The organism is Croceivirga sp. ABH4_376 (genome assembly GCF_056160685.1).
On sequence record NZ_JBSWXQ010000002.1, the window covers coordinates 826,045 to 849,078 of the forward strand.

At 36.6% G+C, this 23,034-nt stretch carries 25 protein-coding genes; 16 read left to right on the plus strand and 9 right to left on the minus strand.

Features of this window, described 5'->3' with window-relative positions:
* Positions 1-27: 27 nt before the first annotated feature.
* The 5 genes from ACXAGS_RS07875 to ACXAGS_RS07895 all read left to right on the plus strand — a co-directional run bounded on the left by ACXAGS_RS07875 (position 28) and on the right by ACXAGS_RS07895 (position 4,029).
* Entirely contained in the window at positions 28-597 is a 570-nt protein-coding gene (locus tag ACXAGS_RS07875; RefSeq protein WP_474906006.1) for a DUF5683 domain-containing protein, read from the plus strand.
* Positions 598-601: 4 nt separating this feature from the next.
* Positions 602-1,309, plus strand: a complete 708-nt coding sequence (dapB, locus tag ACXAGS_RS07880; RefSeq protein WP_474906007.1) for a 4-hydroxy-tetrahydrodipicolinate reductase — start codon at positions 602-604, stop codon at positions 1,307-1,309.
* Positions 1,310-1,364: 55 nt separating this feature from the next.
* A complete protein-coding gene (gene lepB, locus ACXAGS_RS07885) occupies positions 1,365-3,077 on the plus strand; it encodes a signal peptidase I (protein WP_474906008.1) in 1,713 nt (570 codons plus the stop codon).
* A gap of 69 nt (positions 3,078-3,146) precedes the next feature.
* The gene (locus ACXAGS_RS07890) at positions 3,147-3,725 is read left to right on the plus strand and encodes a WbqC family protein (RefSeq protein WP_474906009.1); all 579 of its coding nucleotides are present in this window, start codon (positions 3,147-3,149) and stop codon (positions 3,723-3,725) included.
* A complete protein-coding gene (locus tag ACXAGS_RS07895; protein WP_474906010.1) occupies positions 3,718-4,029 on the plus strand; it encodes a DUF6122 family protein in 312 nt (103 codons plus the stop codon). Before ACXAGS_RS07890 ends, ACXAGS_RS07895 begins: the two co-directional genes overlap by 8 nt.
* On the opposite strand, the gene ACXAGS_RS07900 is transcribed toward ACXAGS_RS07895, so the two are convergent.
* The 7 genes from ACXAGS_RS07900 to ACXAGS_RS07930 all read right to left on the minus strand — a co-directional run bounded on the left by ACXAGS_RS07900 (position 4,026) and on the right by ACXAGS_RS07930 (position 10,170).
* A complete protein-coding gene (locus tag ACXAGS_RS07900; protein ID WP_474906011.1) occupies positions 4,026-5,063 on the minus strand; it encodes an endonuclease/exonuclease/phosphatase family protein in 1,038 nt (345 codons plus the stop codon). The genes ACXAGS_RS07895 and ACXAGS_RS07900 overlap by 4 nt on opposite strands.
* Before the next feature lie 4 nt (positions 5,064-5,067).
* Entirely contained in the window at positions 5,068-5,937 is an 870-nt protein-coding gene (locus ACXAGS_RS07905) for a rhomboid family intramembrane serine protease (RefSeq protein WP_474906012.1), read from the minus strand.
* Complete coding sequence (locus tag ACXAGS_RS07910) at positions 5,937-6,683, minus strand: rhomboid family intramembrane serine protease (RefSeq protein ID WP_474906013.1); 747 nt, start codon at positions 6,681-6,683, stop codon at positions 5,937-5,939. Before ACXAGS_RS07910 ends, ACXAGS_RS07905 begins: the two co-directional genes overlap by 1 nt.
* Before the next feature lies 1 nt (position 6,684).
* On the minus strand, positions 6,685-8,529 hold the full coding sequence (mutL, locus tag ACXAGS_RS07915; RefSeq protein WP_474906014.1) for a DNA mismatch repair endonuclease MutL: 1,845 nt from the start codon (positions 8,527-8,529) through the stop codon (positions 6,685-6,687).
* On the minus strand, positions 8,529-8,813 hold the full coding sequence (locus ACXAGS_RS07920) for a riboflavin synthase subunit beta (protein WP_474906015.1): 285 nt from the start codon (positions 8,811-8,813) through the stop codon (positions 8,529-8,531). Before ACXAGS_RS07920 ends, mutL begins: the two co-directional genes overlap by 1 nt.
* A gap of 106 nt (positions 8,814-8,919) precedes the next feature.
* A complete protein-coding gene (gene ribH / locus ACXAGS_RS07925; protein WP_474906016.1) occupies positions 8,920-9,402 on the minus strand; it encodes a 6,7-dimethyl-8-ribityllumazine synthase in 483 nt (160 codons plus the stop codon).
* A gap of 6 nt (positions 9,403-9,408) precedes the next feature.
* Positions 9,409-10,170 (minus strand): tetratricopeptide repeat protein, encoded by a 762-nt coding sequence (locus tag ACXAGS_RS07930; protein ID WP_474906017.1) that lies wholly within the window; start codon positions 10,168-10,170, stop codon positions 9,409-9,411.
* A 124-nt stretch (positions 10,171-10,294) separates the two neighbouring features.
* Here ACXAGS_RS07930 and recF point away from each other — a divergent pair, with 124 nt between their 5' ends.
* The 3 genes from recF to ACXAGS_RS07945 are packed head-to-tail and all read left to right on the plus strand — an operon-like array spanning position 10,295 to position 12,094.
* Positions 10,295-11,374, plus strand: a complete 1,080-nt coding sequence (recF, locus tag ACXAGS_RS07935) for a DNA replication/repair protein RecF (protein ID WP_474906018.1) — start codon at positions 10,295-10,297, stop codon at positions 11,372-11,374.
* Position 11,375: 1 nt separating this feature from the next.
* Positions 11,376-11,798, plus strand: coding sequence for a hypothetical protein (locus ACXAGS_RS07940; protein ID WP_474906019.1), 423 nt, complete (start codon positions 11,376-11,378; stop codon positions 11,796-11,798).
* Positions 11,798-12,094, plus strand: a complete 297-nt coding sequence (locus ACXAGS_RS07945; protein WP_474906020.1) for a DciA family protein — start codon at positions 11,798-11,800, stop codon at positions 12,092-12,094. The genes ACXAGS_RS07940 and ACXAGS_RS07945 overlap by 1 nt, the downstream gene beginning before the upstream one ends.
* Positions 12,095-12,140: 46 nt before the next feature.
* On the opposite strand, the gene ACXAGS_RS07950 is transcribed toward ACXAGS_RS07945, so the two are convergent.
* Complete coding sequence (locus ACXAGS_RS07950) at positions 12,141-12,560, minus strand: nucleoside-diphosphate kinase (protein ID WP_010520140.1); 420 nt, start codon at positions 12,558-12,560, stop codon at positions 12,141-12,143.
* A gap of 137 nt (positions 12,561-12,697) precedes the next feature.
* Between ACXAGS_RS07950 and ACXAGS_RS07955 the strand changes: the two genes are divergently transcribed.
* The 8 genes from ACXAGS_RS07955 (at position 12,698) to ACXAGS_RS07990 (ending at position 22,218) form a co-directional block, all read left to right on the plus strand.
* Positions 12,698-13,714: a DHH family phosphoesterase gene (locus ACXAGS_RS07955; protein WP_474906021.1), complete on the plus strand. Its 1,017-nt coding sequence runs from the start codon at positions 12,698-12,700 to the stop codon at positions 13,712-13,714.
* A complete protein-coding gene (gene gldI, locus ACXAGS_RS07960) occupies positions 13,711-14,271 on the plus strand; it encodes a gliding motility-associated peptidyl-prolyl isomerase GldI (RefSeq protein WP_474906022.1) in 561 nt (186 codons plus the stop codon). The genes ACXAGS_RS07955 and gldI overlap by 4 nt, the downstream gene beginning before the upstream one ends.
* Complete coding sequence (locus ACXAGS_RS07965; RefSeq protein ID WP_474906023.1) at positions 14,268-15,374, plus strand: peptidylprolyl isomerase; 1,107 nt, start codon at positions 14,268-14,270, stop codon at positions 15,372-15,374. Before gldI ends, ACXAGS_RS07965 begins: the two co-directional genes overlap by 4 nt.
* A 61-nt stretch (positions 15,375-15,435) precedes the next feature.
* Positions 15,436-16,503, plus strand: coding sequence for a DUF3810 domain-containing protein (locus tag ACXAGS_RS07970; RefSeq protein WP_474906024.1), 1,068 nt, complete (start codon positions 15,436-15,438; stop codon positions 16,501-16,503).
* A gap of 69 nt (positions 16,504-16,572) precedes the next feature.
* Positions 16,573-19,512: an amidohydrolase family protein gene (locus ACXAGS_RS07975; protein ID WP_474906025.1), complete on the plus strand. Its 2,940-nt coding sequence runs from the start codon at positions 16,573-16,575 to the stop codon at positions 19,510-19,512.
* A gap of 10 nt (positions 19,513-19,522) precedes the next feature.
* Entirely contained in the window at positions 19,523-20,818 is a 1,296-nt protein-coding gene (locus ACXAGS_RS07980; RefSeq protein WP_474906026.1) for an amidohydrolase family protein, read from the plus strand.
* Between the two features lie 80 nt (positions 20,819-20,898).
* Positions 20,899-21,393: a VOC family protein gene (locus tag ACXAGS_RS07985; protein ID WP_474906027.1), complete on the plus strand. Its 495-nt coding sequence runs from the start codon at positions 20,899-20,901 to the stop codon at positions 21,391-21,393.
* A gap of 3 nt (positions 21,394-21,396) precedes the next feature.
* Positions 21,397-22,218: an endonuclease/exonuclease/phosphatase family protein gene (locus tag ACXAGS_RS07990; RefSeq protein WP_474906028.1), complete on the plus strand. Its 822-nt coding sequence runs from the start codon at positions 21,397-21,399 to the stop codon at positions 22,216-22,218.
* Here ACXAGS_RS07990 and ACXAGS_RS07995 read toward each other — a convergent pair whose 3' ends face one another.
* Positions 22,219-23,025, minus strand: a complete 807-nt coding sequence (locus tag ACXAGS_RS07995; RefSeq protein WP_474906029.1) for a DUF6503 family protein — start codon at positions 23,023-23,025, stop codon at positions 22,219-22,221.
* Positions 23,026-23,034: the final 9 nt, after the last annotated feature.

A 23,034-nucleotide genomic window follows, 5' to 3' on the forward strand; every position in this document is an offset into this window, starting at 1 on the left:
GTCATAATCTTTTTTCTAGCTTTTTCAGTGAGCGCGCAAACAGAAAAAGATAGCGTAGTGGTTTCTACCCCTACAGATTCTATTGCATCTGCTGCTGCTGAAAAAGGTATTGTGGTAGAAGAAGTTTACGTGGCCCCGAAAGAAATTAATCCCCTTGCCCCTGCAAAAGCAGCCTTTTATTCTGCAGTAGTTCCAGGGCTTGGACAAATTTACAATAAAAGATACTGGAAAGCACCAATAGCCTGGGGCCTAATAGGTTGGGGTGTTTATAACTATTCTATTAACAATACCAATTACAAAAGGTTTAGAACCGCCTTTAAACGTAGAAAAGCAGGTTTTAACGATGATGAATTTATTGTAAATGTTTCTGACTCTGGGTTAGAAGATGCACAAGAAAGAGCACAAGAAAATAGAGATATTTGGTTATTGGCCACTATAGGCTTTTATGCACTAAATATTGTTGACGCCAATGTAGATGCACACTTAAAACAGTTTAACGTTAGCGATCAATTATCTTATGATATTAGTCCTTATTTAGAGGCCAACCCACTTACTGGAGAACCCAATTACGGTGTTGCCCTACTTATAAAATTTTAAACCTATGAATATTGCACTTTTTGGTTACGGTAAAATGGGCCGTATGTTAGAACAAATAGGAACCGAAAGAGGCCATAAGATAGTAGCCAAAATAGATGTAGATACCAACTTAGAAGAGTTAGATTATACAGCAATAGATGTAGCTATAGACTTTAGCACTCCAGATGCGGCATTTGGTAATATTACACATTGTTTTACCAAAGGTATACCAGTAATTTCTGGTACTACAGGTTGGTTGGCCAAATACGAAGAGGCAGTTACGCTGTGCAATAAAAACAAAGGTGCATTTATTTATGGTTCCAACTTTAGTCTTGGAGTTAATCTCTTTTTTGAATTAAACAAGAAATTAGCTCAGTTAATGGCCAATGTACAGGACTATAAAGTAAGTATGGAAGAAATTCATCATATTCATAAAATTGATGCGCCTTCTGGTACCGCTATTACCTTGGCAGAAGGTATTATTGAAAATTCGTCTTACGTGAACTGGAAATTGGTTGCACCTACCGAAAATGAAATTGGAATTACAGCTATTAGAGAAGGTGAAGTACCAGGTACGCATAGTATTGCCTACCAAAGCGATGTAGATTCTATAGAAATAAAACATACAGCACACAACCGAAATGGATTTGCTCTTGGAGCCATAATTGCCGCAGAATGGCTTGTTGGTAAAACAGGAGTTTACAGCATGAAAGATGTGTTAAACTTAAGCTAAACCGGTAACGAAAAAAGTAAGCGTTAGTCTTACAACAAACTATAACGATTAGACCATGAACGGCACACAGTGGATTTTATTTATCTTATTGGTACAAGTAATTCATTTTTTAGGTACTTGGAAATTATACGTAAAGGCCGGTAGAAAAGCTTGGGAAGCCGCAATTCCTGTTTATAATGCTATTGTGTTAATGCAGATTATTAACAGACCAAAATGGTGGACACTACTACTGTTTATACCCATAATAAACCTTTTAATGTTCCCAGTAGTTTGGGTAGAAACCATTAGAAGTTTTGGCCAAAACAAACTTTGGCAAACCTGGGCCGTAATCTTAACACTTGGTTTTTACATTTATGTGGTTAATTATAACATGGATGTAACCTATATAAGCGATAGAAGCTTAAAACCAACCACTGGTTTAGGAGAATGGGTTAGCTCTATCGTCTTTGCCATAGTCGCAGCTACTTTAGTTCACACCTATTTTATTCAACCTTACGTTATTCCTACTGGTTCGTTAGAACGAACGCTTAGAATAGGAGATTTCCTTTTTGTAAGTAAATTTCATTTTGGGGCACGTACACCTATGACGGCTGTTGCCGCACCTATGGTTCATGACACTTTACCCATAGTTAGAACAAAATCTTACCTAAGCAAACCACAAATACCCTATTTTAGGTTACCTGGATTCCAAACACCTCAAAAAAACGATATTGTAGTGTTTAGTTGGCCTGCAGATACAGTAAGACAGTTTTTTGTGAAAGAGGCTGGCGTAAAAAAACCAATTGATAAAAAATCTAATTATGTAAAAAGGTGTGTTGGCACACCAGGTGATACTTTATCCGTGGTAAACGGTGATGTTTATATTGATGGTAAAAAACTAAAATTATCTGACCGCGCCAAACCTATGTTTAACAACATTGTTTACGCGCAAAGTGGTGTTAGTAGTAGGCTTTTAAACGAGATAGATGCTGATAGTTTTGAAAGAAAATACATTTCTGGTCCGTTAACTCAAGAACAATTGAACGGCCTTACACCTTATCTTTTAGGAGCCAAACAAATAGCAGAAGGTAAAATAGCCCTTTATACCAATCAAAACGGTATACCTACAGAGGTAATTAGAGGACTCAGATTAGCAGATTTAAAGGAAGAAACACCAAGACAACGTATTGTTAATCTTACCGAAGAGATGGTTTCCGAATTAAGGAAAAATGCTAAGATTGATTCTATTGTACGAGCTGTGGAACCAAAAGGAGAAGCTGGAAATAATATTTTCGCGCAAAGTCCTTTATATCCTTGGAATAATGATAATATGGGACCAATCTACATTCCAGAAGAAGGTAAGACCATAAAGCTTACTGTTCAAAATCTACCCATTTACAAAAAAATAATAAAAGATTACGAAGGCAACTCCTTAGCCGTTAATGGAAATACCATCACCATAAACGGCAAACAAACAGATTCGTACACCTTTAAAATGGATTATTATTGGATGATGGGAGATAACAGAGACCATTCTGAAGATAGTAGAACCTGGGGTTTTGTTCCAGAAAACCATATAGTTGGCAAACCTATATTTATATGGTTAAGTATGGACAATTTTCAAGATGGAATTCGATTTAACGAGCGCTTAAGATGGGACCGGATGTTTACTACCGTAGGCGGGTCTGGAGAACCTGTGTCTTATTTCAAGTATTTTCTGATAGCGCTGGCTGGTTATTTTGTTTTTGACTTTTTTAGAAAAAAAAGAAAGAAAAATACGGAAGCCTAAAATAAACTATACGTGTCTACTGTACTTTTACACCCCGTTTGCTTTCCAAATGTAGCCAACCTAGCTACCATGATTCAAAATAGTGTAACCTGGGAAGTTTGCGATAATTTTCAAAAACAAACCTATCGCAACCGCTATTATATTGCTACGGACCAAGGTAAGCACCTTTTATCCATTCCAATTAAACACACTGGTAAAGGCGATGGTAGGCAAAAATATGCTAATGTGCATATAGATAATAGCTACCCTTGGCAAAGCCAACAATGGAAAACTATACAAACTGCTTATCGTACCTCGCCCTTTTTTGAATTTTATGAGGATGAATTATCCCCTTTATTTCATAATAAGTATGAAAAACTTATTGATTTTAATTGGGCTACCATTCGTTTTTTTGAAAATCAACTTGGAATTAAAATAGATACTACCCACAGAACAATTAATTACGAAAAGGATATTGATTTGGGCTTGGACCAACGCAACTTAGTCATTGCCAAAAATGAAAAAATGACGGGTTTTGAACCTTACATGCAGGTTTTTCAAGACAGGCATGATTTTATTCCCAACCTATCTTGTCTAGATTTACTTTTTAATGAAGGTCCAAATAGCTTAGCCTATTTAAAAAGTCAAAAGCCTACGTTAAATGCTTAGGCATTCTTTGCATTACGGGATTCATTTTGGCTTACCCTTTCTAATTGCATTTCTATTCTATAGAAAACAATATTGGAGAGCTTCTATTATTATGCTTTTAGGCATTGGTATAGATTTAGACCACTTTTTAAGCACCCCTATTTTTGACCCTAACAGATGTAGTATTGGTTTTCACCCACTACATACCTATTGGGCCATAGCCGTATATGCTATACTTTTTATTATTCCTAAAACTAGATTAATAGGTTTAGCTTTATTGATACATATATTAGCCGATACGGTAGATTGTACCTTCATTCTTTAATCTTTTAAAACTAAGGTTGCTTTAACAGGATAATGGTCAGAATATTCAACATCATAATTGGTATGGGACAATACCTCAAATTTTTGGTTTGCTAATATATAATCAATGCGCATAGGCAAACCTTTTAAACTGTACGTTCTGCCAAATCCCGAACCAGCTTCAATAAAGGTATCTTTAAAACCTTTTGATAAAGACCTATAAATATTGGAGTATTGGGTATTGTTGAAATCACCCATTATTAAGGTAGGATTTTCATGAGAAGCCAAATCATCTAACAAAATATCTACCTGACTACTTTGCATTAATACCTTTCTGTTAATATTTGAAATCAAAGATTTAGAATCTTCGGTTTTTACCGTTTTTAGACTTGGAACCACCTTAAAGGATTGTAAATGGACGTTGTAAATAGAAATTAAACTCCCGTTAAACTCAACCTCAAACCTATGAGACAAATTAGAGCTATTAGGAAATGAAAGTAATTTACTTTGCTTAATGGGATATTTAGAAAATATGGCCTGTAATACCCTTTTGTGCTGTTCTCCATAAACAAAATCCACGTATTTGTATGGATAAATAGAATCTAGAACCGTTTTACGCTTTAAATAGTAAGCGGCTTCTTGCATTGCAATAATATCTACATTTTCCTTGATTAGAAAATTATAGATAGAATCGGCAGTAGAATTTTCTGAAAGTGCTTTAAAACTATTAAATCCCCGTGCATTAAAGGTAATCACGGATAATTCACTATCGTAGGCTTCTTTGTCAGGTTTTGTGGTAAACTTATAAAATGGTCCTGCTACTAAAAAAACAGTGAGTAAAATGGCTATGTTGCAGACAAACATCCTTCTTGAGACCGCCAGAACCAAAAAACTGAAAAATAGATAAAAAGTTAAAAATGGAACCGCGAACAATCCTAAGAATGACAGTTCTGTTATTACATTGGTCTTAATCAAAATGGTTACTACCAACAACAACCCAATAAGTATAAAAACCAGATTAGCTAATTTTACAAGTAACGCTAAAAATTTAGGCATTCAATTATTCCTTACCAGCTTTAAACAAAAAGTCTTTTTCTGCCTTTGATAAGCTCTCATAGCCAGATTTGCTAATCTTATCCAAAATAGCATCTATTTGGCGTTGTTTCGCCTCTTTTTTATAGTTGGCCGTAGGGTTGCCAGCCTTGGATTTAGCCTTGTAAACCGTTTTCATAGGGGCTTTTTTACTTGGTTTAACCCAACTAACCATTTGCTCTCCAAAATTGGTAAATACCGCACCAATATCATTGCCTTTTAAAAGTTGTCTGGCATAAACATAACCCAATAAGGCACCTCCCAAGTGAGCCAATCTACCGCCAATGTTTCCACCATAGGGTATTTGAATTAAGTCTACCAAAACAAAAAAGGCACCAACATGCCATAACTTAACATTGAAAAAAATAACTCTTACGTCTTGGTTTGGAATATAAGAACAAACAAAGAGCAGCACGGCGGTTACCCCCGCAGATGCACCAACCAAAGCCGTATTGGAGTTTAATAAAGCTGGAAATACATTATAACTTAACAAGAAAAACAAGCCACCAGTAATTACACCAAGAAAGTATACCGTTAAATACCGCTTATCCCCAAACAAATTCAAGAAAATTCTACTGGCAAACCAAAGCATTATCATATTCCAAAAAATATGTCCAAACCCAACATGAAAGAAGGAATAGGTAAGTATAGACCAAGGTTGGACTATAAAATCTCCAAATTCCTTGGGTAATTGAAACCAACCCATTACAGCTGCCTCACTAGCACCAAACAAGGCCATTGCTAACCCAGAAACAATAAAAATAGCCACGTTAATAGCTATAAGCTTTTCTGCTATGCTTAATCTTGCAAACTGATATTTTAACCCTCCATTAGCCATTAGCGATCCCAGCGGTTATTGTTAAACTGATTTTTTTTCCAGTACCACATCATTATAAAACCTATTAAAGCTCCTCCTATATGTGCAAAGTGCGCTATTCCTGTATTTGCATTACTTAGACCAAAAACTAAGTCGCCCGCAATTAGAAGGGGAACAAAGTATTTTGCTTTTATAGGAATAGGTAAGAAAAGCATCATGAGTTCCGCATTGGGGAACGAAAAGGCAAACGCAACCAAAATTCCATACACGGCTCCAGAGGCACCAACTGCTGGAGAATTAAACGCCCCCATAAATTTATCTATCGTAGCTTGTGATGCCAATTTATACCAATCTGGACTATATTTACCACTGGCCAAAACATCTATGACTTCTTGTTTCGTAATCCCGCTTGTTAATACAGCCTCCAAACCTTGGTCAAAAAAGTAATAATTCGTGGCTATATGCAATAAACCTGCTCCTATTCCTGCAGAAAAATAAAAAAATAAAAACTTATTTCTGCCCCACATACGCTCTAGGGGAGAACCAAACATCCACAATCCCAACATATTAAACAGAATATGCATAACGTCTGTAAAACTGTGTAGAAACATGTGTGTAAATAGCTGCCAAACACCAAAATTTGGATGTAACGGAAACCAAAGCGCGAGATATTCATATAGGGTGTCTGCAAAACCAGAAATACCGGCTACAAAGAATATTACATTAATAATGATTAAGTGCTTTATGCCTTCTGTTATTCTACCCATACTAAAATTTGTTCTCTATTTCGTTAAGTTCAAGAATAGTGTACACTTTTTTATTGTGCGGACTTAATTTTGGTTCTTTACAAGCAAACAAATCGTTAACCAAATTCTGTTGTGCTTCAATAGTTAATTCTTGACCGGTACGTATTGCTAATGAGGTACTCAATAATCTCGCCATTATTTCGGCTTGTGAAAAACTGTCAGTTGCCTGTTCATTGTCATAGGTTGCCAAAACCGTATCCAAAACGGTACATACATTGTTCTCTGCCAACAAAGTTGGCACTCCATTTACCTGAACCGCCCCATTATCCCCATAGTGTATATCAAAACCTAAATTTTCTAAGACCTCATTTAAACTTTTTAAGATAGAAAGATCTTTTTGCGCATATTCTAAATGCACTGGGAACAATAATTGCTGAGAAACCGCTTTGTTAACCGTTATATCCTTTAAAAACCGTTCAAAAAGTACTCGTTGGTGTGCCCTGTTCTGATTAATAAGTAATAAACCACTCTTGACCGTACTAACTACATACTTACGTTGCAATTGAAAAAGGTTTTGCCCCGTATCATTATCTGTTTGTTCTGTAAATAGACTTGTTGTCTCAAATGAGGACTCTACCTGTATGCTGCTAAAATTGGTTGGCTCTCCACCCTCAAACTCATATAGGTTTTCCCAACCTTTAGTACTTTCTTTCTTAGGAAGATTTACCCTTACACCAGCATTTGAACCGCTTTTTTTCTCTTGAAAAGGGTTAAACGCCGCATCAATACTAACCGTTGGTATCTGTGTAGATTTATCCTTATAGGTATAAGGCATATCTAAATCCAGATTACTTTCAAAATCTAAAACAGGAGCTACGTTAAACTGACCCAAACTATGCTTTATGGCCGATCGTAAAATAGCATACAGGGTATGCTCATCGTCAAATTTAACTTCGGTCTTTGTTGGGTGTATGTTTATATCTATAGTTGCAGGGTTAACTTCTAAAAACAAAAAGTACCCTGGATGCGTATCTGATTTTAACAACCCCTCAAAAGCAGCCGCAACCGCATGGTTCAAATAAGGGCTTTTAATGTATCTATTATTGGCAAAAAAGAATTGCTCTCCCCTACTTTTTCTTGCAAATTCTGGTTTACAGATAAAGCCATGAATCTTAACCACATCCGTATCTTCCGATACCGGTACCAGACGCTCATTCATTTTATTCCCAAAAACGTGTACAATACGTTGTCTATGACTCTCTATGGGTAAATTAAAATATTCAGCACCATTATTGTAGAACTGGAAGCTAATATTAGGATGTACCAAGGCCACCCTATGAAATTCGTCTGTTATATGACGAAGCTCAACTTGGTCCGATTTTAAAAAGTTACGTCTAGCGGGTATATTAAAGAATAGGTTTTTAACGGCCAAAGATGTTCCCTTTGGAGTTACCACCACCTCTTGTTCTTTAATAACACTTCCCTCTATCCTTATGGCAGTACCAACCTCTGCATCGTCTTTTTTGGTTTGTAAATCTACGTGGGCAATAGCGGCTATAGAAGCAAGCGCCTCTCCTCTAAACCCCTTGGTATTGAGATTAAATAGGTCTTCAGCTTTATTTATTTTGGAAGTTGCATGCCTTTCAAATGCCAGTCTGGCATCGGTTTCGCTCATGCCATTCCCGTTATCTACCACTTGTATTAGGGTTTTACCTCCGTCTTTTATGATCAGTTTAATGGCATCTGCCCCAGCATCAATGGCGTTTTCCAATAATTCCTTTACTACGGACGCTGGGCGTTGCACCACCTCCCCTGCAGCAATTTGATTGGCAACATGGTCTGGTAATAATTTTATAACATCTGCCATTAGGAACCTAGAAATATAGATAAATCAAAATCGATAATAAAAAGAAAAATGAGGACCAAAACAACCACAATGACCCAAAAACGAATTCGCATTTCCCTATCGCCCTCGGTTTTAAGATCATCTACTGCATTTAGAACTTTGTTTTTTAAACCACGCGTTGTATGGGCGGTAGTCCTGTATTGGTCTAATTTATGCTCAATTTTATAAGGATTACCTTCCCCTTTGTAGAAACGGGGTTTGTACTCGAACGTTCTATTTCGTTTTAACTTTAAAAAGTTGCGCATCCTCCTTTGCTAATAGCTCCAAAGTTACTTAAAATAGCAGGAAGCGCTTGGCGCTAGCTCATAATTTTTGTTAACAAGTGATAGTCATCATTTGTAACTATAACCCTTATTTACCCAATAACGCCATTTTTAAGGCAGCAATTGCGGCTTCCGTACCTTTATTACCATGCTTACCACCGCTACGGTCTATAGATTGTTGCAAATTATCGTCTGTTAAAACGCAAAAGATAACCGGAACATTAAATTGTACGTTTAAGTCTTTTATACCCTGCGCCGTGGCACTACACACATAGTCAAAATGGCTGGTTTCACCTCGTATTACACTTCCAATGGCTACCACCGCGTCTACGGCTTTGGTCTCTAGCATTTTTTTTGCCCCAAAAGTAAGCTCAAAACTACCGGGAACATTCCATCTAATAATATCGGATGTAGCAATACCACAGTCTATTAAAGCGTCAAAAGCCCCTTGAAAAAGGGGCTCAGTTATATTGTTGTTCCATTCAGAAACTACTAAACCAATTTTTAGGCCTGTAACATCTCCAATGGATTCTTTATCATATACAGATAAATTCTTATTCTCTGTTGCCATTAATTCTTATTCAGAAAAACCGATTAATGCATCAATGTTATTTGCTTCTTTACTGGTAGGAAAGTCTTCTTTTATGGTATTGAAAAAATCCAATGCAGCATCTTTCTTTTCTAATTGTAAAGCTGCAACTCCTGCTTTGTATAAAAATTTAGGTGCGGTAAATTCGTTATCCCCAGCTGCAGAAATTGCTTTCTTGTAATAATCAAGCGCATCTGCTTGCTGCTCTAACTGAGAAAAAGCATCTCCTATACCACCATAAGCTAAAGCCTGATAAATATTGTCATCAGAAGAGAAATCCTCTAGATAGGCTATTGCATCTTCATACCTCTGTAAGTTCAGGTAAGCCATACCAGCTGAATACTTTGCCATATTTGCAGTTGGTGTACCACTGTATTCTTCTATAATATCTATAAAACCAAACTTACCTTCTGATCCGTTTAACGCTAGATTAAATAATGAATCTTTCTGTGCAGTATTGGTTAGAGCTGCATTAAAATTCTGCATTGGGTAAGAGAATTCGTTTGCCGCGTTGGTGTCTTTTGGTTCTATAACAAATTTTTGATAAGCTAAATACCCCAAAACTACCACGGCAATAGCAACTATTGCTCCTAAAATGTAGTTTTGATTTTTAGAAACCCAAGCTTCGGTCTTAGAAGCACCTTCATCTAAAGTATTAAATACTTCTGCTGTTGTGCTATCTTGTTCCTCTATTATAATTTCTTCTTCCTTATTCTTAGGTTTGTATCCGCGCTTCTTATATGTAGCCATCTTGCTTTTTTTAATCGGGCAAAAATAAAGTTTTTATCGAAAAACGAAAGGCAAATTAATCGTTATTTTTGAAGTCACTAAAAATAAAACAAACTAGCGCAAAACCGCAATTGCCATCCATTTTATGCATTTAAAACACTTATCACTAGTAAATTACAAAAGTTTTGAAAGCGGAGATTTTGAATTTGACCCTACCATTAACTGTTTTGTTGGAAAAAACGGTGTGGGCAAAACCAATGTTTTGGATGCAATTTATCATCTATCTTTTGGTAAAAGTTATTTTAATCCGGTAACGACACAGAATATAAAACATGGTAGCGACTTTTTCTTGGTAGAAGGACTATTTGAGAAGGACGAGCGCGAAGAAAAAGTTATTTGTAGTTATAAAAAAGGCAGTAAGAAACTTATTAAAAGAAATGGTAAAGTTTACGACCGTTTCTCTGACCATATTGGATTTCTTCCGTTGGTAATAATTTCACCGGCAGACCGTGACTTAATTATTGAAGGTAGTGATACCCGCAGAAAATTTATTGATGGTGTTATTTCGCAATCCAATAAAGTCTATCTTCAAAATCTTATACAATATAATAAAGTACTTAGCCAAAGAAACTCATTGCTAAAGTACTTTGCCGCCAACCATACGTTTGACACCACCACCTTAGACATTTATAACGACCAACTTGCTACATACGGCACATCTATTTATGAAGAACGTAAGGCATTCTTAGAAAAATTTATTCCTGTTTTTGAAGAACAATACAAAAACGTGGCCCAAAAAAAAGAAGGTATTACCCTAACCTATAGTAGTAAGTTAAACGAATTAGATTTAAAAGCATTACTAGAACAATCCCTAGAAAAAGACAGGGCATTACAGTATACCTCTGTAGGCGTGCATAAAGACGACCTTGATTTTAGTATAGATGGGCACCCCATTAAAAAATTTGGCAGCCAAGGACAACAAAAATCCTTTTTAATAGCTCTTAAGCTAGCCCAGTTTAAGTTATTAAAAGAACAAAGTGGCACAACACCTATCTTACTTTTAGACGATATTTTTGATAAACTGGATGAAAGTAGGGTTTCTCAAATTGTGTCCTTGGTAAATCAGGATCAGTTTGGGCAATTGTTTATTAGTGACACGCATGCAGATAGAACGGAAAACGTAGTTAAAAACATACACCAGAGCTACAAAATCTTTAACTTGTAATATGTTCAAAAAAATCTTTTTTCTCACGATTATAGTATTGGCTAACGGATGCTCACAAAGTATTGAAGCTGAAAAGCTAAAGAACTTAAACGGTTACTGGGAAATTAGCGAGGTGGTTTTTGCCAATGGCGAGAGCAAAACCTACTCCGTAAATACTTTGGTAGATTATATTGTGATAAAAGACATGAAAGGTACGCGCACTAAAGTTGCGCCAGACCTTAGTGGTAATTTTAGAAATAATGGTGACACGGAAATTTTTGAAATTATACCTAAAGACGATACATTTCTTTTAAGCTACAAAAAAGACCAAAACCAATGGGAGGAAGAACTAAAAACACTGGAAACAGATAGTTTTTCCGTTAAAAATGAAGATGGCAAAATATATGTTTACCAACGGTTTGAACCAATTAACGTAAATCCGTAATGGCAAAAAGATACAACGAAGAACAAAAGATAAGTGATGTTCTAAAAGCATTTATACAAGAAAATAGGCTAGAAAAAGGCATTAATAAGGTAGATGCAAAAGAGGCTTGGATTAAGTTAATGGGTAATGGAGTAAACAATTATACCCAAAACGTAGAATTGCGTAACCAGGTACTTTACGTTTCCTTATCATCTTCTGTTTTACGAGAAGAATTAAGTATGGGAAAGTCGAAAATTGTAAAAATGTTAAATGAAGAATTAGGGCAAGAGCTCATCAAAAAAATTATCTTAAAGTAAAAAGGCTGCCAAATGGCAGCCTTATATATTTTAAGCGCATAGCTAATTAGAATATCTCTCTTCCAGAAAAGTGAAACGCACTTTCAATTGCTGCATTTTCATCGCTATCCGAACCGTGAACTGCATTCTCGCCAAGGCTAGTTGCATACAATTTTCTTATAGTACCTTCGGCCGCATCCGCAGGGTTGGTAGCACCAATTAAAGCCCTAAAATCTTCTACTGCATTGTCTTTTTCCAAAACAGCAGCAACAATAGGTCCTCTTGTCATAAACGATACAAGTTCTCCAAAAAATGGTCTCTCGTTATGTACTGCGTAAAAAGCTTCGGCATCTCTCTTGCTCAAATGTGTAAATTTCATTGCCACAATCTTAAAGCCTGCAGCACTAATTTTGTCTAAAATAGCACCAATATGACCGTTTTCTACAGCATCTGGCTTAATCATGGTAAATGTTCTATTTCCTGTCATCTTAATTAGAAATTTTGCGCAAAAGTACGCCTTTTCCTTAAAGTCGCAATTTTTCCTATTTTAATAAATTCTTATGTTGCTACCTTGCACAGTATTAAACCAATAACCTCCTTGTAATATTATGTATATTTGGCGGCATGAAACAACCGGATGTAGACCGATTAAAAAAACTGCTTGGTACTGCAGATAAAATTGTAATAATACCGCATAAAAACCCAGACGGAGACGCTATTGGTTCAACTTTGGGCTTACACTATTTTTTAAGTCTAATTGGTAAGGAATCCAAGGTAATTGTACCTAATGACTTTCCAAAGTTTTTAAAATGGATGCCCGGTGCAAAGGATATTCTTATCTATGAGTACCAAACGGATTACTGCAAAAATTTAATAGCAGCTGCCGACGTAATATTCACCTTGGATTTTAACGATTTTTCAAGAACGGGAGAGGTTTGTAAAGACCTAGAAAATTCCAAGGCTAAATTTGTAATGATAGACCACCACCAGCAACCTTCCGGTTATGCTGAGATTACGTATTCTGATACGAGTATGAGCAGTACTTGTGAAATGGTGTATGCATTGGTCGAAACCTTTGGGTTAGCAAAAAAAATAACCCCAGAAATGGCCACCTGTCTTTACACGGGTATTTTAACAGATACTGGGTCTTTTAAGTACCGTTCTACAACGAGCAAAACCCATAGGGCCATTGCCCAATTAATAGACCAAGGCGCCCAAGGCACCTTAATAAGCCAGCAAATATATGATAACAACTCTCCTAGTCGCCTAAAGTTATTAGGTATTGCCCTAAATAACCTTGTAATAATACCAGAATACCGCACGGCCTTTATTACCATGAGTCAGGCAGAATTAGATACCCACAACTACACCAAAGGAGATACTGAGGGCTTTGTAAATTACGGTCTTACTCTAGAAGGTATTATTTTTGCAGTAATTTTTATTGAAAACAAGGAAGAGGGCATCATAAAAATATCGTTTAGATCCGTAGGAGATTTTTCGGTAAATAAATTCGCCAGAAACCATTTTAATGGTGGCGGACACGATAATGCCGCTGGAGGCAGGAGTGAGCTTTCCTTAGAACAAACTGTAGAAAAATTCAAAACTTTACTACCAGAGTATAAAACCGATTTGCTAGCATGATGCGTTACCTCTTTTTAATTTGCCTAACATTTTTACTATTTGCTTGTAAACAGCCAGAACCTAGAAAACCGGTACAGCAAAAAACAAGTAGCTTTATTGATGAAAGCGTTGCGCGTAGCAAAAAATTGCTAGATGCAGAGATTGCGGCAATACAAGCCGTAATTCAGAAAGATACATTGAACAATTACCAAAATAGTAATACCGGTTTTTGGTACTTTTATGAAGACCAAAAAGACACTTCTGCGTATAGTCCAAAAACTAACGATGTTGTAATGTTAACGTACAACGTTATGAATTTAACGGGCGATACTATTTATAAAAGGAAAGATATAGGCCTGGTGCAACATGCTGTAGATAAATCACAACTTTTTCCTGGTTTAAGAAATGCGGTAAAACTTTTAAAGGAAGGTGAACAGGCAACATTTATTTTTCCTTCTAGCCTAGCCTATGGCTATAAAGGAGATAATGATAAAATTTTACCTAGAATGCCAATTAAAACAAGTTTAACCTTAGTAGAAATAAAAAAAGACACCACTAATTTAAATAGACTTAAATGAAAAAATTAATAATTGGAGCGGCTGCTCTCTTATTTGCCTTTACTGGTTGTAAATCTGGAAAATATGCAGACCTTGGAGATGGTATCTACGCCGATATACAAACAACCAAAGGAGATATAGTTGTTAAGTTACACAAAGACGCTACACCCGTAACAGTAGCAAATTTTGTTTCCTTAGCAGAAGGCAATAATCCATTTGTATCTGAAGAATTTAAGGATAAGAAATATTACGATGGATTGGGCTTTCATAGAATTATAAAAGATTTTATGATACAGGGTGGTGATCCTACTGGCACTGGATCGGGCAACCCAGGCTATAAATTCAAGGATGAAATTGTAGACACCTTACAACATGACAAAAAAGGATTGCTGTCTATGGCAAATTCTGGTCCTAAGACCAACGGGAGTCAGTTTTTCATTACCCACAAGGCCACCCCTTGGCTTAACGGTAAACACACCGTGTTTGGCGAAGTTGTAGTTGGTTTAGAGGTTGTAGATTCTATTGCAACGGTAAAAACAGGACCTGGGGACAAACCAGAAGTGCCTGTTGTTATGAATAAAGTAGAAATTATACGTAATGGCAAAGAGGCTAAAAAATTTGATGCCAATCAAATAATGGCAGATTACTTTAAAGAGGAAGAAGAAGCCATTGCCGCCATGCAAAAAATGAAGGAAGATTTTGCTTTTGAAATTGCAGAACAACTAGAAAAAGCGGAAGAAACCAGTAGCGGACTAAAATACCTAGTGGTTAACAAAGGAGATGGTGTAAAACCTGTAACCAGTACTAAGGTATTGGTAAACTATGCTGGTTATTTATCAGATGGTACTTTATTTGATAGTAATATTTTAGACGTAGCCGCAAAATACAATATGGTAAACGCAGGCCGTAGAGACCAAGGCGGTTACGCTCCAATTCCTATGACCTACGGACCAGAAGCACAGTTGATAGCTGGCTTTAAAGAAGGTTTACAAATGATGAATGTAGGTGATAAATATCGTTTCTTTATTCCACCACATCTTGGGTATGGAGAAAATAATTACGGACCAATACCAGGTGGGTCCACCTTGGTGTTTGATCTAGAAATTACTGGATTACCACAATAAAATATCAAAACAATACCTTAAACTCCGGTGATCGCTCATCGGAGTTTTTTATTTTAGGGCCGTGAATAAAACGGTACGTTTAGCATTAGCTGTTTCTATAATACCCCAAATAATTTTGGTAAGGGTAATGGCCACAAACCCTGATTGGGTAGAAAAATACTATTCAGATGGTATTTATCCATACATCAGTAATTTTCAACGTATTCTTTTTGGATGGTTGCCCTTTTCCGCGGGAGATGTTTTTTACACCCTCATCGGGTTTGCAGTGCTAAGATACCTGTATTTAAAAGGGAAAAATATATGGCGTAAACCTAAAGTATTCTTTACAGATTTAGGTATCTCACTTTCCCTAGTTTATTTTCTTTTTCACGTATTGTGGGGCCTTAATTACTATCGCTTACCCATCCATGAAAAATTAGGTATTGAAAAGGAATACAATTTAGATGACCTTGTCTATATCAATACCTTATTAATAGAGCGCTCCAACACTTTACAATTAAGCTTGGTAAAAGATAGCCTACAACCCGTACACATACCTTATTCCACAAAAGAAGTTTTTGCAAAAACCATTAAAGGATACAAGCAATTAACCAAGACCAATCCATTTTTCTATTACAATAACCCTTCCTTAAAAACTTCGTTATACAGCTTAGGATTAACCTATATGGGTTATGGTGGTTATTTAAATCCATTTACCAATGAAGCCCAAGTAAATGCCAAATTACCAGCATTACGCTTACCCACGGTAAGTGCCCATGAAATAGGACATCAACTAGGTTATTCTTCAGAATCTGCCACTAATTTTATAGGCTTTTTGGTTAGCCTAAAACATAACGATCCTTATTTTAAATATGCTGCCAATACCCATGCACTTGCCTATTGTTTGTCTGATTTAAAACAAAAAGACCAACAGGCCTTTGAAGAGGTGTGGAATCAATTAAATCCGGGAATAAAAGCCAATTACCAAGAGCTAACAGATTTTTGGAATTCTTATGAAAATGTTACCGAGCCTGTTTTTAAAGCTATATTCAACAGTTTTTTAAAAGCAAATAAACAGGCAGATGGCATCTATAGTTACAATAAAGTGGTAGGCTTATTGATAAATTATCAGAAAGTTCATGGAATTTAACCCACTTGTTGCAGAATTTATCCCAGTCAATTACCTTTAAAGGGACTAATTCAAAAATAATTTCCACTAATGAAAATGAGACTCGTAGCATTAGCCTTGTGCTGGTGCAGTGCTTCTTTATTTGCTCAAGATTACTTTCCTAGTAATGATGGGGTAAAATCAAAGAACAACAACTACAGAGCGTTTACCAACGCAAAAATTTATGTTACACCAGACCAAATTATTACTAATGGAACATTGCTTATTCAAAATGGAAAAGTAGTTTCTGTAGGTAAAAATGTAAGCTTACCACAAAACACCATTGTAGAAGATTTAGATGGAAAAAGTATCTATCCGTCTTTTATCGATGTTTTTTCAGACTTTGGTATCGAAAAACCCAAAAGAGCATCTGGCAGCGGAAGAGCTTCCCAATATGGCCCTTCAAGAGAAGGTTTTTATTGGAACGACCATATTATGCCAGAAACCGATGCTATTGCCAAGTTCAAATTTGATGATAAAAAGGCCAAAGAGTTAAGAGAAATTGGTTTTGGGGTTATAAATTCCCATGTTAACGATGGTATAGCAAGGGGAACAGGTGTTTTGGTGGCTCTAAATTCTGACGGTAATGATGCGGACCGGATATTGGAAGATGAATCGGCCCAATTTTTTTCTTTTCAAAAAAGTGTTACTTCAAGACAATCCTACCCTACCAGTCTAATGGGTGCAACAGCTTTAATGAGGCAATTGTACCATGATGCTGATTGGTATGCCAAAGGCAATGTACCAACTAAAGACCGTTCTATAGAAGCTTTATTGGCCAATAAAAACATGCCGCAAATTTTTGCTGCCGGGGATAATGGCAACATTATGCGAGCAGATAAAGTTGGAGATCAATTTGGTATTCAATACAGTATTTTAGGTGGTGGAGATGAATATCAATTCATTGATCAAGTAAAACAGACGAACGCCAAACTTATCATTCCGGTAAACTTTCCAGATGCCTATGATGTTTCTAATCCGTTCGCGGCAAAATACGTAAACCTGTCAGATATGCGCCATTGGAACCTTGCACCAAGCAATCCAAGTGTATTGGCTAAAAACGGGGTTGATTTTACCTTTACCATGCACGATTTAAAATCGTCTAAAAAATTTATGGGTAACATTATAAAAGCCATAAATTACGGATTGGACAAAACAACTGCATTAAAAGCCCTTACCACGGTTCCTGCAATGGTTCTTGGGCAATCTAACTCAATTGGAACTTTAGAAAAAGGAAAGCAAGCTAACTTTTTGATTACCTCTGGCGATATTTTTGAAAGCAATACTACGTTATTCGAAAATTGGGTACAGGGTAAGAAAAACGTTATCAATACCATGGACCAAAAAGATATCCGTGGAGACTATGATTTAGTAGTAGGTGGCAAAACCTATAAAATGGCAATTACGGGAGCGCTTAGTAAGCCTAAATTAGAAGTTAAAAAAGACTCTACTACGTTAAAATCCAAACTAGATTACAGCGCAGACTGGATTAGCTTCTCGTTTACGGAAGATGATAACGTGCTTCGTTTTACTGGTTTGGTTTCACCAAATACTACTACTTTAACAGGTAACGCTATTTTACCAATGGGAAAAGAGGTGCAATACACCGCTAGCCAAACCAAAACGTTCCAAGAAAAGGAAGACGAGAAAAAAACTACCGAAAAACCAGAATTGGTAGCTGTAACCTACCCAAATATTGGATTAGGAAATACAAGTTTACCCAAACAAGAAACCCTCCTGTTTAAAAATGCTACGGTATGGACTGGGATGGAGAAATTAGAAAATACGGATGTATTGGTTAAAAATGGAAAGATTGCCAAAGTTGGAACCAATTTAAATGCGTCTGGCGCCAAAACTATTGATGCAACCGGAAAACACCTTACCGCAGGTGTTGTAGATGAACATTCCCACATTGCCGGACTTTCCATCAATGAAGCGGGTCATAATTCTAGTGCCGAAGTTAAAATGGCAGATGTGGTAGACCCAAAAGACGTAAATATTTACAGAAATTTAGCCGGTGGTGTAACCACCATACAATTATTGCATGGGTCTGCCAACCCAATTGGTGGCAGGTCGGCAATCTTGCGTTTAAAATGGGGAGAAAGCGCAGATAATTTGTTGTTTCCAGACATGCCAAAGTTTATAAAGTTTGCCTTGGGAGAAAACGTAAAACAAAGTAATTGGCAAAGTTTCTCTAGATTTCCGCAGACAAGAATGGGTGTGGAACAAGTGTTTATGAATTACTTTCAACGCGCTAAAGAGTATGACGAAATTAAGAAAAGTGGCGCGCCTTACCGTGTAGACGAAGAAATGGAAGTGTTGGCAGAAATCCTGAACGGAGAACGTTTCATTAGCTGCCATTCATATGTACAAAGCGAAATAAACATGCTTATGAAAGTTGCCGAAAAATTTGGATTTAGGGTTAACACCTTTACCCACATTTTAGAAGGTTATAAAGTTGCCGATAAAATGGCAGAGCATGGTGTAGGAGGTTCTACCTTTAGCGATTGGTGGGCTTATAAGTACGAAGTAAAAGACGCCATACCCTACAATGCCGCTATCATGGCAAGCCAAGGAGTTACCGTTGCTATAAATAGTGATGATGCGGAAATGTCTAGAAGATTAAACCAAGAAGCAGGCAAGACCATGAAATACGGTGGTATGTCAGAAATTGAAGCTTGGAAAACCGTTACCTTAAATCCAGCTAAATTATTGTACATAGACGATAAGGTGGGAAGTATAGAAGTAGGTAAAGATGCAGATTTGGTTTTATGGAGCGATTACCCAATGTCTGTTTATGCAAAAGCAGAAAAGACCATTATAGAAGGTGCCGTTTATTTTGATTTAGAAGAAGACCTTAAAAAGCGAGATGCCATAACTGCCGAAAGAGCAAAGCTTATTAATATGATGTTGCAGGATAAAGCAACTGGCGGTAAAACGCAAGCTCCTGTTCAGCGCAAAAAACCATTGTTTGAATGTGAAACCTTATAATCGCTATACCATGAAAAATATAATAGTTACACTTAGTTTATTGGTTGGGATTACAAGTTGGGCCCAACAGACACCCGCGGCAGCACAAACTTCACCCATTAGTATTGAAGGTGCAACGGCACATTTGGGTAATGGAGAGGTAATAGAAAATGCTTTAATAATGTTCCAAGATGGCAAACTTACTTACGTAGGTAGCGCCAATGCCAAAATAGCCAGAGCAGGCACCGTTATTAAGGCAGAGGGCAAGCATGTTTACCCAGGTATCATAGCACCAGCTAAATCATTAGGTTTGGTAGAAATAGACGCAGTAAGGCCCACAAGGGATATGGACGAAATTGGTGAGATGATTCCACATGTAAGAAGCATCATTGCCTACAATGCGGAATCTCAAGTAGTAGAATCCATGAGACCTAATGGGGTCTTGGTAGGTCAAATAGCGCCACAAGGTGGTACCATTTCAGGGACCTCTTCTATTGTTCAATTTGATGCTTGGAATTGGGAAGACGCCGCTATTAAAACAGATGATGGTATTCACCTGCATTGGCCAAGCACCTACCGCAGGGGTCGCTGGTGGTTAGGCGAGCCAAGAGGGTATGCTCCAGATAAAGAGTATGACAGTAATGTTACCACTATCAAAGAATTTTTAGCCAATTCCAAAGCATACGGAAAGGCCTCCAATGCGGAAGAAAACCCCGCTTTTGCAGCCATGAATGGTGTTTTTGATGGCAATAAAAAAGTATATGTGTATGCCCATGGGGAAAAAGAAATAGCAGATGCCATTAATAGCCTTAAAAATAGTGGGGTTGCAGAAGTAATTTTAGTTGGTGGTTATTATGCCCCAAAGGTGGCTAGCTTATTGAAAAAACATAACATTCCGGTACTGGTAAGACATACACATAATTTACCACTCACGGAAGACGATGATTATGATTATCCGTACAAATTGCCAAAATTATTGGTAGATGCTGGTTTAACCGTAGGTATGCAAAATGAAGATGCTAGCAACTTTCAAACTAGAAACCTTCCCTTTTATGCCGGTCAATTAGTTGGCCAAGGAATGGGTAAAGAAGTAGCATTGCAACTTATAACCGGTAACAATGCCAAAATATTAGGTATAGATAAGAATTACGGCACCTTGGAAGTTGGTAAAAGTGCCACACTTTTTATTTCAGAAGGTGATGCTTTAGATATGCAAGGTAATAGCTTAACCAAAGCTTTTATAGATGGTAGGGATATCTCTTTAGAAACCCATCAAACCAAATTATGGAAACGTTATATGGGCAAATACGAAGCGCAAGGTAAGTAACCATTAATAATCTAATTTTAACATGCCGATATATTTTCAATTGAAAGTATATCGGTTTTTTTGTAATAAGAACCATTAAGATGATAGAAACCTATATTGTACCAGATAAAACAAAAGTTGGCCATATTCATTTAAAAGTTTCTAACCTTAAAGAAGCCATGGCCTTCTATGGAGGTATTCTTGGCTTTAAAACTACTATGTTATACGGAGAACAAGCAGCTTTTTTAGCAGCGGGAGACTATCATCATCAAATTGGTTTAAATACATGGCACAGTCAAGGTAGCAACCCTGCTCCTGTTAAAGCACCAGGCCTATACCACACTGCTTTTCTTTACCCTACCAGAAAGGATCTTGCCAAGATTCTGAAAAGACTTATAGATTTAAAATATCCACTCACGGGTGCCGCTGACCACGGTGTTTCTGAAGCTATTTATCTAGACGACCCGGATAAAAATGGGGTGGAATTGTATTGGGACAAACCCATGAATGTATGGCCTAAGACGGTGGATGGGGAATTAGATATGTACACAAAACCATTAGACTTAGATAATTTATTAGCTGAACTCAACCACTAAAACATGTCCAAATCAATACTTATTCTAATTGTGTTTTTTACCACAATTAATCTAGAGGCACAAAGCTCTGCCATGACGTATAACATACGTTACAACAATCCAAACGATAAAGAAAATTGGTGGGAAAATCGTAAAACCGAAGTTAAAGATTTAATCGATTTCTATAACCCAGATATTTTAGGTTTACAAGAGGCTTTACTAGACCAAACCCTTTATTTAGATAAAGAACTAGAAAAGTATGATTTTATAGGCGTGGGAAGAGAAGATGGTTCCCGTAAGGGAGAATTGGCACCTATATTTTATAATACGGAAAAAGTAACCTTGGTTATGCAACATACTTTTTGGTTATCAGATACTCCGGATAAGGTTAGTTTAGGTTGGGATGCCGCCCTAAATAGAATTGTAACCATGGCTAAGTTTAAGGATATTACCACTAACGAAACGTTTTTTGTTTTCAATGCCCATTATGACCATAAAGGAAAGTTGGCCCGTAAAAACTCTTCTAATCTAATTTTAAAACTTATAGACCTCTATTGCTCTACTGATGAAAAAGTAATTGTTATGGGAGATTTAAATGCTACACCAGAGGAAGAACCCATTGTAGTTTTAGGAACTGTTTTACAAGATAGTTTCACGACCCCCAACATAACCCCATACGGACCTATTGGCACCTATAATGCTTTTGATACCAACCATCCGTTAGATAAAAGAATAGATTATATTTTTAATCGCAACCTCAACGTAAAAAGCTATAGGTGTATAGATGACCGAAGGAAAAATTTACACTTCCCTTCTGATCATTTGCCTATTTTAGTACGGTATTAATTATTCTGGTTTTATCCAAAAGATACCGCCTTCTGGCTTTTCATAAAAGCTATTTGGCTTTTTATCTTCACTTATAGTAATGGATTCAAACACTACCGTATTACGTTCTTCTTGAATTTGGTTACCCTCAGTCTTGTGCCAAGAAATTGTTTTTGGTAATAGAAAACCACTTACATTAACCCATTCCTTATAATGAATCCAACTTACTTTATCTGATACGTCGCCAGTTCTATACGTAACGGTATAACCCAACCATTCCATTTTATACGTGTCGGGATTGTAATGCAGGTAATATTGATCTTTAGAAGAAGCCCCAACACCTTCTTTAAATTGTATGGCTATTCCTGGATAAACTTTTCCATCTACCATTAAATCTTTAGTCTGTGAGTAAATAATACCTTTATCCGCCAATACAAATGGCATATTAAAAAAGTAAAACATTAAGTTGTGATAAAATTCCGGGTTACCGGTATACTCTTCTTCTTTGGTTAAAGTCCAAACTTCTTCCCCATTAAAACCCAAATCATATTTTGGCGTTTCAATTCTATCTTTTCTATGTTTTAAATCTATAACATGAAGTTCAGGATTATCTGGTTTTGGTAAGGTAAAAGAAAGTGTGTTTTGGGTTTTATAACGTTCTAGCCCACCGTGAGCGTCTAAAACCCTTTTTAAATTTTCTGGCTGGTTATTTTTTTGTGTAACAATATCTTCTATTTCTTGTTCCGATTTTTTTAACTGGTTTTCAGACTTAGTATTACAAGAGGTTAAAATTATTCCAAAAATAATGGCAACTACAGTAGTTTTCATGGTTGGGTT